Source organism: Nonomuraea endophytica (assembly GCF_014203235.1).
Classification (GTDB): Bacteria; Actinomycetota; Actinomycetes; order Streptosporangiales; family Streptosporangiaceae; genus Nonomuraea; species Nonomuraea endophytica.
In genome coordinates this window covers 204,123-217,666 of the sequence record NZ_JACHIN010000016.1, presented here as the reverse complement: position 1 = coordinate 217,666, position 13,544 = coordinate 204,123, and the positions used below count along the sequence as shown (strand labels likewise).

14 protein-coding genes and 1 pseudogene are annotated in these 13,544 nt (G+C 66.7%); 8 read left to right on the top strand and 7 right to left on the bottom strand.

Features of this window, described 5'->3' with window-relative positions:
* The first annotated feature begins 236 nt into the window (after positions 1–236).
* The 4 genes and pseudogenes from HNR40_RS55575 to HNR40_RS43605 all read left to right on the top strand — a co-directional run bounded on the left by HNR40_RS55575 (position 237) and on the right by HNR40_RS43605 (position 4,011).
* On the top strand, positions 237–911 hold the full coding sequence (locus tag HNR40_RS55575; RefSeq protein ID WP_246510311.1) for a hypothetical protein: 675 nt from the start codon (positions 237–239) through the stop codon (positions 909–911).
* A 57-nt stretch (positions 912–968) separates the two neighbouring features.
* A pseudogene (locus tag HNR40_RS55570) lies at positions 969–2,087 on the top strand (DUF2075 domain-containing protein).
* A 15-nt stretch (positions 2,088–2,102) separates the two neighbouring features.
* Positions 2,103–3,077 (top strand): hypothetical protein, encoded by a 975-nt coding sequence (locus HNR40_RS55565; protein WP_246510305.1) that lies wholly within the window; start codon positions 2,103–2,105, stop codon positions 3,075–3,077.
* Positions 2,962–4,011: a DNA/RNA helicase domain-containing protein gene (locus HNR40_RS43605; RefSeq protein WP_246510375.1), complete on the top strand. Its 1,050-nt coding sequence runs from the start codon at positions 2,962–2,964 to the stop codon at positions 4,009–4,011. The genes HNR40_RS55565 and HNR40_RS43605 overlap by 116 nt, the downstream gene beginning before the upstream one ends.
* Here the strand turns inward: HNR40_RS43605 and HNR40_RS43600 are convergent.
* Genes HNR40_RS43600 through HNR40_RS43585 form a run of 4 tightly spaced genes read right to left on the bottom strand, consistent with a single transcriptional unit; the run spans position 3,980 to position 7,945 of the window.
* The gene (locus HNR40_RS43600; RefSeq protein WP_184972320.1) at positions 3,980–4,831 is read right to left on the bottom strand and encodes an endo alpha-1,4 polygalactosaminidase; all 852 of its coding nucleotides are present in this window, start codon (positions 4,829–4,831) and stop codon (positions 3,980–3,982) included. The genes HNR40_RS43605 and HNR40_RS43600 overlap by 32 nt on opposite strands.
* Before the next feature lies 1 nt (position 4,832).
* Positions 4,833–6,149, bottom strand: a complete 1,317-nt coding sequence (locus HNR40_RS43595) for an ABC transporter substrate-binding protein (RefSeq protein ID WP_184972318.1) — start codon at positions 6,147–6,149, stop codon at positions 4,833–4,835.
* A 3-nt stretch (positions 6,150–6,152) separates the two neighbouring features.
* Complete coding sequence (locus HNR40_RS43590; RefSeq protein ID WP_184972316.1) at positions 6,153–7,019, bottom strand: carbohydrate ABC transporter permease; 867 nt, start codon at positions 7,017–7,019, stop codon at positions 6,153–6,155.
* The gene (locus HNR40_RS43585) at positions 7,016–7,945 is read right to left on the bottom strand and encodes a carbohydrate ABC transporter permease (RefSeq protein ID WP_184972314.1); all 930 of its coding nucleotides are present in this window, start codon (positions 7,943–7,945) and stop codon (positions 7,016–7,018) included. The genes HNR40_RS43590 and HNR40_RS43585 overlap by 4 nt, the downstream gene beginning before the upstream one ends.
* Positions 7,946–8,105: 160 nt before the next feature.
* Here HNR40_RS43585 and HNR40_RS43580 point away from each other — a divergent pair, with 160 nt between their 5' ends.
* Both HNR40_RS43580 and HNR40_RS43575 read left to right on the top strand, forming a co-directional pair.
* On the top strand, positions 8,106–8,996 hold the full coding sequence (locus tag HNR40_RS43580; protein ID WP_184972311.1) for a carbohydrate kinase family protein: 891 nt from the start codon (positions 8,106–8,108) through the stop codon (positions 8,994–8,996).
* Positions 8,993–10,261 (top strand): alpha-glucosidase/alpha-galactosidase, encoded by a 1,269-nt coding sequence (locus HNR40_RS43575; RefSeq protein ID WP_184972309.1) that lies wholly within the window; start codon positions 8,993–8,995, stop codon positions 10,259–10,261. The genes HNR40_RS43580 and HNR40_RS43575 overlap by 4 nt, the downstream gene beginning before the upstream one ends.
* Here the strand turns inward: HNR40_RS43575 and HNR40_RS43570 are convergent.
* Both HNR40_RS43570 and HNR40_RS43565 read right to left on the bottom strand, forming a co-directional pair.
* Complete coding sequence (locus HNR40_RS43570; protein WP_184972307.1) at positions 10,241–11,032, bottom strand: DeoR/GlpR family DNA-binding transcription regulator; 792 nt, start codon at positions 11,030–11,032, stop codon at positions 10,241–10,243. The genes HNR40_RS43575 and HNR40_RS43570 overlap by 21 nt on opposite strands.
* Positions 11,029–12,318: a family 4 glycosyl hydrolase gene (locus HNR40_RS43565; RefSeq protein WP_184972305.1), complete on the bottom strand. Its 1,290-nt coding sequence runs from the start codon at positions 12,316–12,318 to the stop codon at positions 11,029–11,031. Before HNR40_RS43565 ends, HNR40_RS43570 begins: the two co-directional genes overlap by 4 nt.
* A gap of 99 nt (positions 12,319–12,417) precedes the next feature.
* Between HNR40_RS43565 and HNR40_RS43560 the strand changes: the two genes are divergently transcribed.
* Together HNR40_RS43560 and HNR40_RS43555 are read left to right on the top strand one after the other, a co-directional pair.
* Positions 12,418–12,717, top strand: a complete 300-nt coding sequence (locus HNR40_RS43560; protein WP_184972303.1) for a nucleoside triphosphate pyrophosphohydrolase — start codon at positions 12,418–12,420, stop codon at positions 12,715–12,717.
* Positions 12,718–12,765: 48 nt separating this feature from the next.
* Complete coding sequence (locus tag HNR40_RS43555; RefSeq protein WP_184972302.1) at positions 12,766–13,266, top strand: hypothetical protein; 501 nt, start codon at positions 12,766–12,768, stop codon at positions 13,264–13,266.
* On the opposite strand, the gene HNR40_RS43550 is transcribed toward HNR40_RS43555, so the two are convergent.
* Positions 13,251–13,544 (bottom strand): hypothetical protein, encoded by a 294-nt coding sequence (locus HNR40_RS43550; protein ID WP_184972300.1) that lies wholly within the window; start codon positions 13,542–13,544, stop codon positions 13,251–13,253. The genes HNR40_RS43555 and HNR40_RS43550 overlap by 16 nt on opposite strands.

The window sequence follows — 13,544 nt, the reverse complement described above, 5'->3', positions numbered from 1 at the left end:
TTTGGTGATTACATGAAGACGGCCTTCAGCATCATCTGAGGCCCGACTACGCGTCCGTCAGCGGCACCTGATCGACAATCTCCATCGATGGGCAGGTGTCGCTGCGGCACCTGCGCCGCTACGCTTTTGATGACCATGTGATGCGGCCCGACGGGCTTCCGCGGTCGTCTGGCTTCGGCCGGTGCGGATACGCCTCCACCCGCACGAGTGACTTCGTGCTGCCTGGGGGACGATCTGTGACGGCGCTGCGGCTCTCTGTCGAGAATCTGCTGGTCTCGCCGAACGAGGCCGCGTTCGCGGAGGTGATCGCCGAGCACGTGCGGGTGACGACGGGACGTCGCGCTTCTCCTTCCGAGGTCAAGTCCTGGCAGCGGAGCCTGCCCGTCCTCGCGCGTGATCTGGCCGACGCCGGGCTGCACCGGGTCGAGATGCTGGTGGAGTACAAGCTTCCGCTCACCAGCAAGCGGGTCGACGTGGTGCTCGCCGGAGTCCATCCCCGCACCGGCGAAGACTCCTACGTCGTCGTCGAGCTCAAGCAGTGGACCCGCGCCGAACCGTCCGAACTGGGCGAACACCTCGTCATCGTGGACGGTCTGCCGGGCGGCGAACGGCTCCACCCCGCCGAGCAGGTACGCCGCTACTGCGAGTACATGTGCGACTTCCTCGGAGCACTCCAGCCGAACACCGTGCACGGCGCCGCCTACCTGCACAACGCCATGGACCTGGACATCGACGGACTGCCGGAACAGGTCCGCGACGAACGAAGCCGCCTGTTCACCAAACAACGACGCGGCGAGTTCCTCCGCTACCTCAGCGAACGCCTGTCCGACAAACCGGGCGCCGACGCCGCCGACCGGCTCCTATCCAGCGCGGTCGCGCCCAGCAAACAACTCATGACCTACGCCGCCTAAGAGATCCGCGAGCGCGAGCAGTTCACCCTCCTGGACGAACAACAGATCGCCTACGAAATGGTCATGGGCGCCGTCGACAAGGCACGACGAGCCGACACCAAACAAGTCGTCGTGGTCACCGGCGGACCCGGCAGCGGCAAAAGCGTCATCGCCCTCTCACTACTCGGCGAGCTCTACCGCCAAGGACGCTCGGCACTGCACGCCACCGGATCACAATCGTTCACCCAGACCATGCGCCGCTACCCCGGCCGCGGCAGCACCCGGATCAAGAACCTGTTCAAATACTTCAACAGCTTCACCGACGCCGAGCAGAACGGCATGGACGTGCTGATCTGCGACGAGGCCCACCGCATCCGCGAAACCTCCACCAGCCGCTTCACCCCGGCCGCCAAGCGCACCGGACGCGGCCAGCTCGACGAACTGCTGTCCGCGGCGCGGGTCCCGGTCTTCCTGCTCGACCAGCACCAAGTGGTACGGCCCGGCGAACTCGGCACCGTCACCGGCATCGAACAATACGCCCGCGCCAAAGGACATGACGTCCGGCTCGTCTCACTCGACGAACAGTTCCGCTGCGGCGGCAGCCGCAAATACGAACAATGGGTACTCCGCCTGCTCGGCCTGGCCGACGGCGGACCCATGGAGTGGGACGGGGACCAGGACTTCCACCTCCAACTCGCCCACTCCCCCCAAGAACTCGAGGCCTACCTCAGCAACAAGAGCGGAACCGCCCGCATGACCGCCGGCTACTACTGGCCCTGGAGCGACCCCCGCCCCGACGACACCCTCGTCAACGACATCGTCATCGGCGACTGGACCCGCCCCTGGAACGTCAAGAACGACCGCGCCGTCGGCGACTACCCACCCAGCATGCTCTGGGCCAGCGAACCCAACGGCTTCGGACAGGTCGGCTGCGTCTACACCGCCCAAGGATTCGAATACGACTGGAACGGCGTCATCCTCGGCCCTGACCTGACCGTCCGCGACGGACAGATCATCACCGACCGCACCTAGAACAAGGACCCGGCCTTCAAAAGCCGCAAATCCGTCCCCGACCGCGACTTCGACCAGCTCATCCGCAACATCTACAAAGTCCTACTCACCCGCGGCATGCGCGGAACAGCCATCTACGCGGTCAACCCCGAACTACGGGACCACCTCGCCAACTTGATGCGGTGAGAAGGAGCAGCTTTCGTGGCGTCGCGCTGTCTCTACCACGCAACCGCCGGCGAACTCGCCGCGCTCATCTCCGCGGGCAGGCTATTAGCCGAGCTCAGACGCGGCTATGACGAGCTGATCGGCGGCGAACTCAACCCGCAGGAAGTCGATTCCTGGCGCAACAGCATCCCCTCCGTCATTGGCCTCCTGCTGGAAGCCGGCCTGGACGACGTGCAGGTGCTGATAGAGCTGAAGACACCCATCAGCGACGTGCGGATGGACATGGTTCTGATCGGCTCCATTCCGGGCACCGGACAGATGTCACTGGTCGTGGTGGAGAATAAGCAGTGGCAATGGGCCGCGCCCGGACCGGCGCCCGAACTGGTCATCCTCTCCAGGTCGCCGAACGCCCGGCCGTACTCACACCCCATCAGGCAGGTCTGGGACTACCGCCAGGTCCTCGTGGACTATATTCCGCTGGTACGGCAGGCGGCCCAGGTTCACTGCATCGTCAACATGCACAATGCCGTAAGCGCGAATCTGGCGGCCATCCGGCCGAAGGCCGTCGGGCTGGAATATGACACCTCCCTGGTCCGGATGTTCTGCTCCGACCATCGGGAGCAGTTCAAGAAGGCGCTGCGGGCCGTACTCTCGCCGGAAAAGGCGGCTGACCACGCTCAGGAGTTTCTCGAGACGCCGGTGCTGCCGACGGAAAGCCTGATGGCGCTGGTGAGTGAGAGTGTGTGCGAGCGGTCGGTCTTTCCTCTGCTCAATGAGCAAAGGGACGCCTTCGAGTATGTGAGGGGCTGTGAACGCGAGCAAGCGGGGTGCGCCCTAGGAGGCGGTCCTGATCGTGGGCGGTCCGGGCACCGGGAAGAGCGTGATCGCCGTGGAACTGCTGGGCGCGCTGAACCGGCACGGCATCCGTGCGGTGCACGCCACCGGCAGCAAATCCTTCACGCTGACCTTGCGCGACAACGTGGAGAAGGTGAATCGGCGTGCCGCGCGTAGTTTCTCCTACTTCAACAGCTACACCCATGCGACGCCGCACGACATCGACGTTCTGATCTGCGACGAGGCCCACCGCCTCCGGGAGACGTCCGACCGCCGCCGCCACTTCGACGGCCCGCGGCAGGGACGGCCTCAGGTGCAGGAGCTGATCGAGGCGGCCGCCGTTCCGGTGTTCTTGCTCGATGAGCACCAGCTGGTCCGCCGCGGCGAGGTGGGCTCCGTTCGGCTGATCCATGACGCCGCGAACGACATGGGGGTGAAGGTTCAGCAGATCGACCTGCGCCACCAGTTCCGGTGCGGCGGTTGTCCGGAATATGTCACCTGGGTGGAGCAGCTCCTGGGGCTTGGGTGGGAGCACGGCCCACAACCGTGGCGGCCTCTGGAGACCTTCGAGCTGTACGTCGCCCGTACTCCCGCGGGCATGGAGGATTTTCTACGCGCCAAGCAGGATGAGGGCCGCACTGCCCGGATGGCGGCCGGCTTCTGCTGGCCGTGGAGCGACCCTCTGGCTGACGGAACCCTGGTGGAGGACGTTCAGATCGGTGACTGGCGTCGCCCCTGGAACTCGCGGGCCGAGCGGGAGAAGAACGGTGTCCCTCCGTCCAGTCTCTGGGCCACCCACCCGGCGGGGTTCGGGCAGGTCGGCTGCATCTACACCGCTCAGGGCTTCGAGTACGACTACGCGGGCGTCATCTTCGGAGAGGACCTGGTCTGGAGGGGCGAAGGATGGCAGGCGAACCGGCAGGCGAACAAGGATTCCCAGGTCAATGGCGCGCCCCGGTTCGGTGAGCTGGTCCGCAACACCTATCGGGTGCTGGCCACCAGGGGAATGTCCGGAGCGGTGCTGTTCTCGAAAGACCCGGAGACCAACCACATGTTCGAGCGGCTCGGCATTCCCTTGCTCAGCGGCAGGGGGTCCAGGGGGTGGCGGTGAGGGCGAGGGTTTTGAGGATGGTGCTTCTGGAGGCCTTGTTCGCGGGTGGGCACGTCGTGCTTGCCTTGGCGCCTTCGTCGGTGTATTCGATCTGGAAGACGGGCTTTCCGGCGTCCAGGAAAGTGTCGAGGACTTCGCATTCTTTCCAGGCCTGGCAGCTTTCGTTCACCGCGTAGTCGAACCTGTCGGCGAGGGCGTCTACCTGGTCCAGGTCGTTTTTCAGGCCTACGGACAGGCCGTAGGAGTGGGCCAGGTCGGCCAGGGCCTTGTTGTAGGCGAGTTGGTGGGCGCTGGTCAGGGGGAAGCCGGTGTTCTCGTTCTGGAAGGCGTCCACGTTGTCGAATTCGACGGAGTCGAAGCCCGCCTGGTCGCATTTGGCGACTCTGGCTTCCATGATGGGCAGCAGGATGCTGCGTTTGCGGATGTCGAGCCATTTCTCGCCCGGCCAGTTGTCCAGGTCGTTGCCTTTGACGGAGGCGGGGAAGCTGTTCTTGTCGGGGCGCCAGTCTTCCCAGCTTCCGGCTGAGACGTAGCAGATGGCGTGGGCGCCCGCGTTGTGGATGGCGGTTACTGCCGCTTTGTTCGGGGTCACCTTGTCGGGGCCGTAGAGGTCGATGTTGTAGACGTTGGGCTTCACGCAGGCGCCTCCGGTGTACGGCACGGCGCAGAGGTTGAGGCGGATGCCGCCTACCGTTCCGGCCCCGGTGGCCGTGGGCTGCAGCTGGTACTGCCAGCGGTCCGACGTCGAGGGGACCCAGGCGGCCGGGCTCGGGCTCAGCAGGGTGGTCAGCAAGAGGGAGGTCAGGGCGAGGAGGTTCATGTCATCCCCTTTCGAAGAGGGCGTTGACCTGGGTGTTGGCCGCGGTGAGTGCGGAGGGGGCGTCCTTTTCGCCGAGCCATACCTGTTCCATCGCGGTGCCGACGATCTCGTTGATCTCGTCGGCGTGGTCGCTCACCGGGAGCAGGAACGTGCCGTCCTTGTCGTTCGCCTGGTCGACGAAGAGCTTGACGTCGCGGCCCGCCGCCTCGTGTGCCTGGAGCGCCTTCTCCGATGAGGAGGTGATGGCGGGGAAGACGACGGCGGCCTTGGCGACGAGGTCCTGGCAGGCGGTGGAGCCGAGGAACTTGACCCACTTCCAGGCGGCGTCCTTGTGCTTGGTGCCGGAGTAGATGGAGTCGGCCAGGCCGTTGAAGGCGGATTTACGGCCCAGCGGGCCCTTGGGCAGGGGCGCGAAGGCGAACTTCTGCTCTTTCGCCCCCAGGTAGGTGGTGATCATCCAGGAGCCGGTGACGCCGAGCGCGCCCTTGCCGGCGGCCAGGACGGCGTCGGTGCCGAGTGTGCTGGTCTTGTCGTAGGGGGCGATGTATCCCTTTTCGATCAGGCGGCGGTACCAGGCCGCGGCTTCGGCCAGCTTCGGGTTGTCGTAGAAGTACTTGGTGCCGAACGGGTTCTTGTCGATGAAGGAGAAGCCGTTGGAGACCGCCAGGTTGCCCCAGCTGTTCTGGCCGAGGGAGCCGTCGTTGAGCTCGGGCACCATGCCGTACACGGCGACCTTGGTCTTGTCGAAGCCCGGCTCGTCGCCTCGTTTGCCGTTCTTGTCGATGGTGAGGCGGGCTATGGCCTTTTCGTAGGTGCCGCCGTCGGTGGGGTTCCAGGTGAGGTCGGAGAGGTCTACTCCGGCCTTCTTCACCAGGTCGGTGTTGTAGATGACGGCCATGGTGTCCCAGTCCTTGGGGAGGCCGTATCGTCCGCCGTCCTTCACCCAGGATTCGGCGAGGCCGGGGCGGTACTGCGCCAGGTCCACCTTGTCGGCTTCGACCATGGGCTGGATGTCGAGGAGCTGGCCGTTCTTGACGAACTGGGGGTAGTAGGACGCCTGCATGGTGATGACGTCGGGGGCCCCGCCGGCGACCATCTGGGTGGTGAGGTTCTGCCAGTACTGGTCCCAGGCGTTCTGGGTGATCTTGATGGTGATGTCGGGGTTGGCCTTGGTGAAGGCGTCGGCGCACTGCTGGTAGGCGGGTTGCTGGATGTCGTCCCAGAGGCCGTAGGTGAGCGTCACCTTGCCGGGTGTCTGCTGGGCGCCGCCGCAGCCGGCCGCCGCCAGCAGGGCGAGCACCAAGATGCCTCGCTTCATGATTTATCCCTTCATTCCAGAGAACTGGATCGAATCCACCAGGCGGCGGCCGAAGACGGCCACGAGCAGCAGCACGGGGATCACCGACAGCACCGAGCCGGCCATCAGGCCCGTCCAGTCGGGGTGGGTGTTGGGCGACTGCTTGAGGAACAGGCCGAGCGCGGTGGTCAGCACGCGGGTGTCCTCGCCGGGCGCGACGAGCAGGGGCCACAGGTAGTCGTTCCAGGTCCAGACCGCGGTGGTGAGCGCGAGCGTGAACAGCGGGCCCTTGGTCATGGGCAGGACGACACGCCAGAAGATGGTCCATTTGGTCGCGCCGTCGATCAGCGCGGCCTGCTCGACCTCGCGGGGGAAGCCGAGGAAGAACTGGCGCAGGAAGAAGACGGCGAACGGGGTCATCAGCAGGCTCGGGGCGATGAGGCCGGCCGTGCTGTCGAGCAGACCGAGCTCTTTGACCAGCACGAAGTTGGGCAGAAGCGTGAAGATCGGCGGGACCATCAGCGCGCCGACGAACAGGCCGAACAGGACGTCGCGCCCGAAGAACTGCAGGCGGGCGAAGGCGTAGCCGGCCATCCCGCAGAACAAGGTCTGAAATATCGTGATCAGGCCGGTGTAGACGATCGAGTTGCCGAGATAGCGGAAGAAGTTCAGCTCCGCCCCCGACCCCCCGGCCGCCCGCGACTCCTCAGGGCTCACCAACCCCAAAACCCGCTCAAAGTTAAACAAAGTAGGGTTCTGCGGGAAAAATCCGGAATTGTCTCCTGCCAGCTCTCTACCCGGCGTCATCGCCGTCCTGATCATCCAGTAGAGCGGGAACAACGAGATGACGATGGCCAGGATCAGGCAGGCCCACCCGAGTGCGCGTCTCATGACAGGTCCGAGGTCGAGGCGCGCAGAAGGCGCAGCTGTACGAAGGTCAGCACGCCCAGCACGAGCACCAGGGTCAGGGCCATGGCCGAGGCGTAGCCCATCTGGAAGTTCGTGAAGGCCCGCTGGTAGATGTAGAAGTAGATCACCCGGGTCGCGTTGACCGGGCCGCCGCCCGGCTTGGTGGCGACCGCGACCGTGTCGAAGAGCTGCACCGCCGAGATCAGCGAGATGACCAGCACGAACGCCAGGATCGGCCGCAGCAGCGGCAGCGTGACCTTGAAGAACAGCCGCAGTTCCCCCGCGCCGTCGATCGCGCTCGCCTCGTAGATCTGTTTGGGGATCAGCAGCATCCCCGCATAGAGAAGCAGCGCGGTGTAGCCGGTCCCGCTCCACGAGTTGATCAGCGAGATGCTCGGCAGCGCGAGGTCAGGCGAGGTCAGGAAGCCCTGGTTCTGCAGTCCGACACCGACGAGCAGGTGGTTGACGAAGCCGAGGTTGGCGTCGAGCAGCCACATCCACAGCAGCGCCGTGGTGACGCCCGGGACCAGCCACGGCACGACGAGCAGCGTCCTGACCACCAGGGATCGGGTCAGCCTGTGCAGCAGCGCCGCGAGCAGCAGCCCGAGGCCCACCTGGACGGCCACCGTCATGACGACGTAGAACCCGGTGACCTTCATGGCGTTCCAGAACAGCGGATCGGCGACCAGCCGCTCGTAGTTGTCGAGGCCGACGAACTCGGGCTCGGACAGCATGTTCCAGTCGGTCATCGAAAACCAGGCGCCGCGTACCGCCGGATAGAGGTAGAACACCCCGAACCCGATCAGGACGGGGGCCAGGAAGACGAGCGCGAGCCGGCCGTCGCCCCGTTTGCGGGTCCGGGGTGCGGCATGTTTGACGGACGCCGGCCGTACCAGCGTCGACGTCATCGGCGCCCGCCGTTCGGCGGCGGGCTGACTGGGCCGGGCATGGGACCTCCTGGCGGGGGGATTGCGTTGGAGCCCATCATGATGACTTTCGAAAACTTGTCAATGCCCTCGGAAACGAAAGTATTGACAAGTTACTGAAGGCGCTGCGAGGGTCCGGGGCATGGACTTCGACCTACTCGTCGTCGGTGACGCCAACCCGGACGTGATCGTCGCCGGCGCGCCCCGGGTCCCCGCCTTCGGTCAGCGCGAAGAGCTCGTCGAGGCGGGACGGCTGACGCTCGGCGGCTCCGGGGCGATCACCGCGTGCGGCGCGGCCCGGCTCGGCCTGCGGACCGCCTTCGCCGGCCGGGTGGGCGATGACGCGGCGGGCCGGTTCGTCCTCGATGAGCTGGACAAACGCGGCGTCGACGTCTCGTTCTGCGTGGTGGATCCGGGTGCCGAGACGGCGCTCACGGTCGTGCTCACCGACGGGAGCGACCGGGCCATTCTGACCGCGACGGGCTGCCTGGACCGGATGACGGTCGCCGACATTCCGGACGGCCTGCGGGCCGCCCATGTGCACGTCTCATCCTATTTTCTGCAGCCGGGGCTGGGCCCGGGGCTGGCGGAGTTCTTCCGCACGGTCGCGGCCACCACCTCGCTCGACACCAACGACGACCCGTCCGGCCGGTGGAAGGGCCTGGACGAACTGCTCGCCGTGACCGACTATTTCCTGCCGAACGACCGCGAAGCGCTCGCCGTCACCGGCGCCGCCACCGTGGAGGCGGCGGCGGCCGAGCTCGCCAGGATCACCACGCCGGTGATCAAGTGCGGCGCCGACGGCGCCCTCGCCGTGCACGACGGCGCCGTGATCCGCGTTCCCGCCACACCTGCCCAGGTCGTGGACACCGTGGGCGCCGGTGACAGCTTCAACGCGGGCTTCCTCGCCGCGCGGGCGAACGGCCTCGCCGTACGGCGGAGCCTGGCCGTGGCCGCGAAGGCGGGAACCCTCTCGACCCGAGCCGCGGGGGGCACAGCGGCGCAGCCCACCTGGGAGGAAGCCACTTCATGAAGATTGTTTTCGTCGGCGCGGGCAGCGTCGTGTTCACGCAGGGCCTGCTGGCCGACCTGATGGCCTTTCCGGAGCTCAAAGACGCCCATATCGCCCTGCACGACATCGACGCCGAGCGGCTGGACGTGGCCGAGGCGGTCGCCCGGCGCATCGGCGTCACCAACCTCAGCGCCAGCCTCGACAGGAAGAACGCGCTGGAGAACGCCGACTTCGTGATCAACATGATCCAGGTCGGCGGGCACGCGGCGACCGTGACCGACTTCGAGATCCCCGCCCGCTACGGCCTGCGCCAGACCATCGCCGACACCATCGGGGTCGGCGGGGTCTTCCGCGCGCTGCGCACGTTCCCGGTGCTCGACGCCCTGGCCGCCGACATGAACGCGGTCTGCCCCGACGCCTGGCTGCTCAACTACACCAACCCGATGGCCATGAACGTCTGGTACCTGTCCGGCAAAGTACGCAACGTCGTCGGCCTGTGCCACTCGGTCTACTGGACCATGCACGACCTTGCCGCCCTGGTCGGCGTGCCGTACGAGGAGGTCACCTACCTCGCCGCGGGCGTCAACCACCAGGCGTGGGTGCTGCGCTTCGAGCGCGACGGCGAGAACCTCTACGACCGGCTCGACGTCCGCGACCCCGAGCTGAGCCGCCGGGTCCGGGTGGAGATGTTCCGCCGGCTCGGCTACTACCCGACCGAGACCAGCGAACATTCCGCCGAGTACCTGCCGTGGCTGCTCAGGCACGACAGCGAGATCGAACGGCTGCGCATCCCGGTCGGCGACTATGTCCGCATCAGTGCGGAGAACCTCGCGGAATACGGGCGCACCCGCGACGCCGTACGGCATGGTCAGGCCCTGACCGTCGAGGGCACGAACGAGTACGCCCCGCAGATCATCCACAGCATCGCGACCGGCACGCCGCGCATCGTCTACGGCAACGTCGTCAACGACGGCCTGATCTCCAACCTGCCCGCGGGCTGCGTGGTCGAGGTGCCGTGCGCGGTCGACAGCGGCGGCGTGCGGCCGACCAGGGTGGGCGCGCTGCCGCCGCAGTGCGCGGCGCTCAACCAGGCCTACGTCAGCGTCGCGGAACTGACCGTCCGCGCCGCGCTGGAAGGGCGTCCCGACCATGTACGGCATGCCGTCATGGTCGACCCCAACGCCTCGGCGACCCTTCCGTTGGAGGACATCTCCCGCATGTGCGACGACCTGACCCGGGCGCACTGGGACCTGCTGCCCGATTCTCTACGCCAGCTGAACCTCTAGCCCGCCCGCGCGCAACGACTCCACGACCTCGGGATCGGCCTGCTCGCCGGTGATGAGCAGGTCGACGCCGTTCAGCGGGCAGATCGGGGCCATCTCGATCACGCCGAGCTTCGTGGAGTCGGCGACCATGATCCGCCGGGTGCCCGCCCTGAGCATGCGCTGCTTCATCTCCGCGTCGGGCAGGTTGACGTTGGTGAACCCGCCCTCCGGGTGCACCCCGCCGCAGCCGAGGAAGACCTTGGCGGCCCGCACGCCCTCCAGGAGCTTGCTGGCCAGCGGGTCCACCAGCGAATGCTGGGCACGGCGCAGGCTGCCGCCGGTCACGATGATCGCGAACCTCGGGAGCGCGGGCTCCAGCTCCAGCGCGGTGCGCAGGCCGTTGGTGAACACCGTCACGTCGGTCAGATCGGTACGCGCCACCATCTCCCTGGCCACGTACGTGGTCGTGGTGCCGGCGCCCATGAGCACGCTGTCACCGGAACGCACCAGGTGGGCGGCGAGCTTGGCGATATGGGCCTTCTCGACGGCGGCGGCGCCGAGTGACTGCTCGAACGACGGTTCGCCGGGCGCCGCCGGAGGACCGGCCGCCACCGCTCCGCCGCGGACGCGTCGTACTTTGCCGTGCTCTTCGAGCGCGTCGAGGTCCGCGCGGACGGTCACGCTCGACACGCCGAACGCCTCGGCCAGCTCGGCCACCCGCGCGAACTCCTGCTCCATCAGCAGGCCGAGCATGCGCTCGCGCCGCACCTCCGTGGGCACGGGCTCGGTCATCGCCGCACCCCTTCCGGCATGAGGTCGCCGTGGGCGTCGATCAGCTCGTCGCACAGCGCCTCGATGGCGTGCAGCGGCAGCGTCGCGGCGGTGTTGGGGTCGACCATCGCGGCGTGGTGGACGTGCCGCCTCTCCCCATCGAGTACGGCGCGCACGGTCAGCTCCACCACGTTCTGGAAGGTCCGGTTGAGCGCGACGAGCTGGACCGGGAGCTCGCCGATCCGCTTGGGGTGGATGCCGGCGGCGTCGACCAGGGCCGGAACCTCCACGCAGGACTCGCGCGGCAGGTTCTCGATGAGGCCTTCGTTCGGGACGTTGACGTAGACCTCCTTGGGCTGGCCGGTCAGCATGGCCAGCATCGCCACGGACGCGGGCTCGGGGTGCTGCCAGCGCACCAGCAGCGAGCGTCCCGCCGACAGCGCGCGCCTGGTCTCCTCGTAGCGGTGCAGGGTCTGGCCGCTGCGCCTCAGGTATTCCTCGACCTGGACGCCGAGGCGCGAGGTCTCGTCCTTGTGCCGCATGAACCAGGGGAAGTACTCGGCCGCGTGCTCGCTCGACTCCGTCGGGAAATATCCGAAACGCCGGTAGATCTCCACGCGGACATGCTGATCGTCGGCGGCCAGGGCGGCATCGAGCTCCGGATAGAGCGAACGCCCCTCGGCCTCGAACCGCAGCACGAACGACTGATGATTCAGCCCCGCCGTGACGAACTCCACCTCGTCCAGCCCCCTGCCCACCAGATCGGCGAGATACAGGTGGGTGTCGCAGACCGCGTGACACGAGCCCGCGAACCTGGTGAAACCGGTGGCGAGCTGCACCGCCAGACCGGTCATCGCCATCGGATCACTGCAGCTCAGCAGCCACGCCTCGGGGCACAACTCGGCCATCTCGTGACCCAGCTCGACGAACGTCGGGATGCCGCGCAGGCCGCGGAAGATGCCGCCTATGCCGATGGTGTCGCCTATGGTCTGGCGCAGGCCGTACCGGTGGGGGATCTCGAAGTCCTTGAGCGTCGCCTCGAACCCGCCCACGTCAATGGCCGCCACCACAAAATCGGCCCCCGCCAAAGCCCGCCGCCGTTCAGCACTCACGCTGATCACCGCCCGCGCGTCCGCCTCGGCATCCAGCGACCTGACCAGCGCCTCCGCCGTGGCCCTGAGCCCCGGATCGCCGTCATGAAGCACGATCTCCAACTGCCCGCGCAGAGCAGGGTTGAGCAGCAGGTCAGAGAGCACCCGGCGGACCAGCTCAACGTCGCCCAGCCCGACGAGAACGATCCGTCGCATCGCCCACCTCCTGTGCTGAGCAATCTAGACGACCCCCGCGCCTCCACGGTACGGGCTCTCTGATCGACCTTCGCGAGCGCCTCGTTAGGCTCGCGCGTCATGGGGAAGCTGGTGCGGGACAACATCCCGGAGATCATCCGCCAGAACGGCGGCGAACCGGTCGTTCGTGTGCTTGACCTGGCGGAGTATCGCCAGGCGCTGGTGGAGAAGCTGTTCGAGGAGGCCGCCGAACTCCGCGACGCCTCGGCCGATGAGGTCGCCGAAGAGATCGCGGACGTGTACGAGGTGCTCCGAGCCATCGCCACCGCCGACGGGCACGACTGGGCCGTGATCGAGAAGGCTGCCGCTGCCAAGCTTGAGGAGCGGGGGGCGTTCCGGGACCGGCTCTACCTGGCGTGACACCTTGACAGGTGTACGTGAGAGTACGGGTTGGGTAGTGTCCCGGTCGTGCGCCCAGACATTCGACGACTGGCAGCCGCGGCGATGCTTGTTTCGCTGGTGACTCTTACGGGATGCACAGGGGACGCCGACAAGCCCACTTTGGACGAAGCCACGAAGCTACTCATCGCGGAAGGCGACCGAATACTGGCCTCGCAAGACCTGGCCTCATCGGGTTCCGCCGCCGCCACGGAACGGGCGGATCGCAACAGTGAAGTGGGATGCCTGAAAGGTCAGGTCCAGCGTTTCTTCCGCGCCGAGGGCTACTTCAAAGACCCGCCCTATGTGCCCGCGCCGAGCAATGCGGTAGGTCTGATGGCCAGTGCACTACGGCTGCGTAGTTACGAAGTGATTGTGGATAACGCGGACCTTGGTGATGAGAATCTGGGGACCGCGGTATTGCGGCACCCGACCAGCGGGATCACCTTCCTGATTGCCGTGCGTACCGCACAGAAACCCAACATCATGATCGTCGGCAAGACCGGCTGCTACCCTCAGATGGTTAGTTGAGCCGCCTCGGTACGTGCGAGCTGGGCTTGCTTGCGCAGGCGGTCGGCAGTCGAGGTGCAACTCTCCCGTAGCAGGTCGATCTCGTGGTGCAGTTGCACGGCCCGCGAGGTGAAGCGGTCCGAGGACGGCCCCTTCCAGAAGGCGTCGACCTCCTGGGGCCGTGCCAGAACGCCGGAGAAAACCCTGTCCAGGTCTTCGGCGTACTGGATGAACGCGGTCGCGAGCAGTTCCTTTTCAGCCGCCTGTCGAAGCAGGTCACTTTGGCTCGGGACGGTCAT

Coding starts and splice junctions, on each gene's coding strand:
- HNR40_RS43560 (WP_184972303.1), top strand. CDS start 12,418: ATGGGGAAGCTGGTGCGGGACAACATCCCGGAGATCATCCGCCAGAAC.
- HNR40_RS43575 (WP_184972309.1), top strand. CDS start 8,993: ATGAAGATTGTTTTCGTCGGCGCGGGCAGCGTCGTGTTCACGCAGGGC.
- HNR40_RS43550 (WP_184972300.1), bottom strand. CDS start 13,544: ATGACCGTCCCGAGCCAAAGTGACCTGCTTCGACAGGCGGCTGAAAAG.
- HNR40_RS43585 (WP_184972314.1), bottom strand. CDS start 7,945: ATGACGTCGACGCTGGTACGGCCGGCGTCCGTCAAACATGCCGCACCC.
- HNR40_RS43590 (WP_184972316.1), bottom strand. CDS start 7,019: ATGAGACGCGCACTCGGGTGGGCCTGCCTGATCCTGGCCATCGTCATC.
- HNR40_RS43580 (WP_184972311.1), top strand. CDS start 8,106: ATGGACTTCGACCTACTCGTCGTCGGTGACGCCAACCCGGACGTGATC.
- HNR40_RS43565 (WP_184972305.1), bottom strand. CDS start 12,318: ATGCGACGGATCGTTCTCGTCGGGCTGGGCGACGTTGAGCTGGTCCGC.
- HNR40_RS43570 (WP_184972307.1), bottom strand. CDS start 11,032: ATGACCGAGCCCGTGCCCACGGAGGTGCGGCGCGAGCGCATGCTCGGC.
- HNR40_RS43600 (WP_184972320.1), bottom strand. CDS start 4,831: ATGAACCTCCTCGCCCTGACCTCCCTCTTGCTGACCACCCTGCTGAGC.
- HNR40_RS43595 (WP_184972318.1), bottom strand. CDS start 6,149: ATGAAGCGAGGCATCTTGGTGCTCGCCCTGCTGGCGGCGGCCGGCTGC.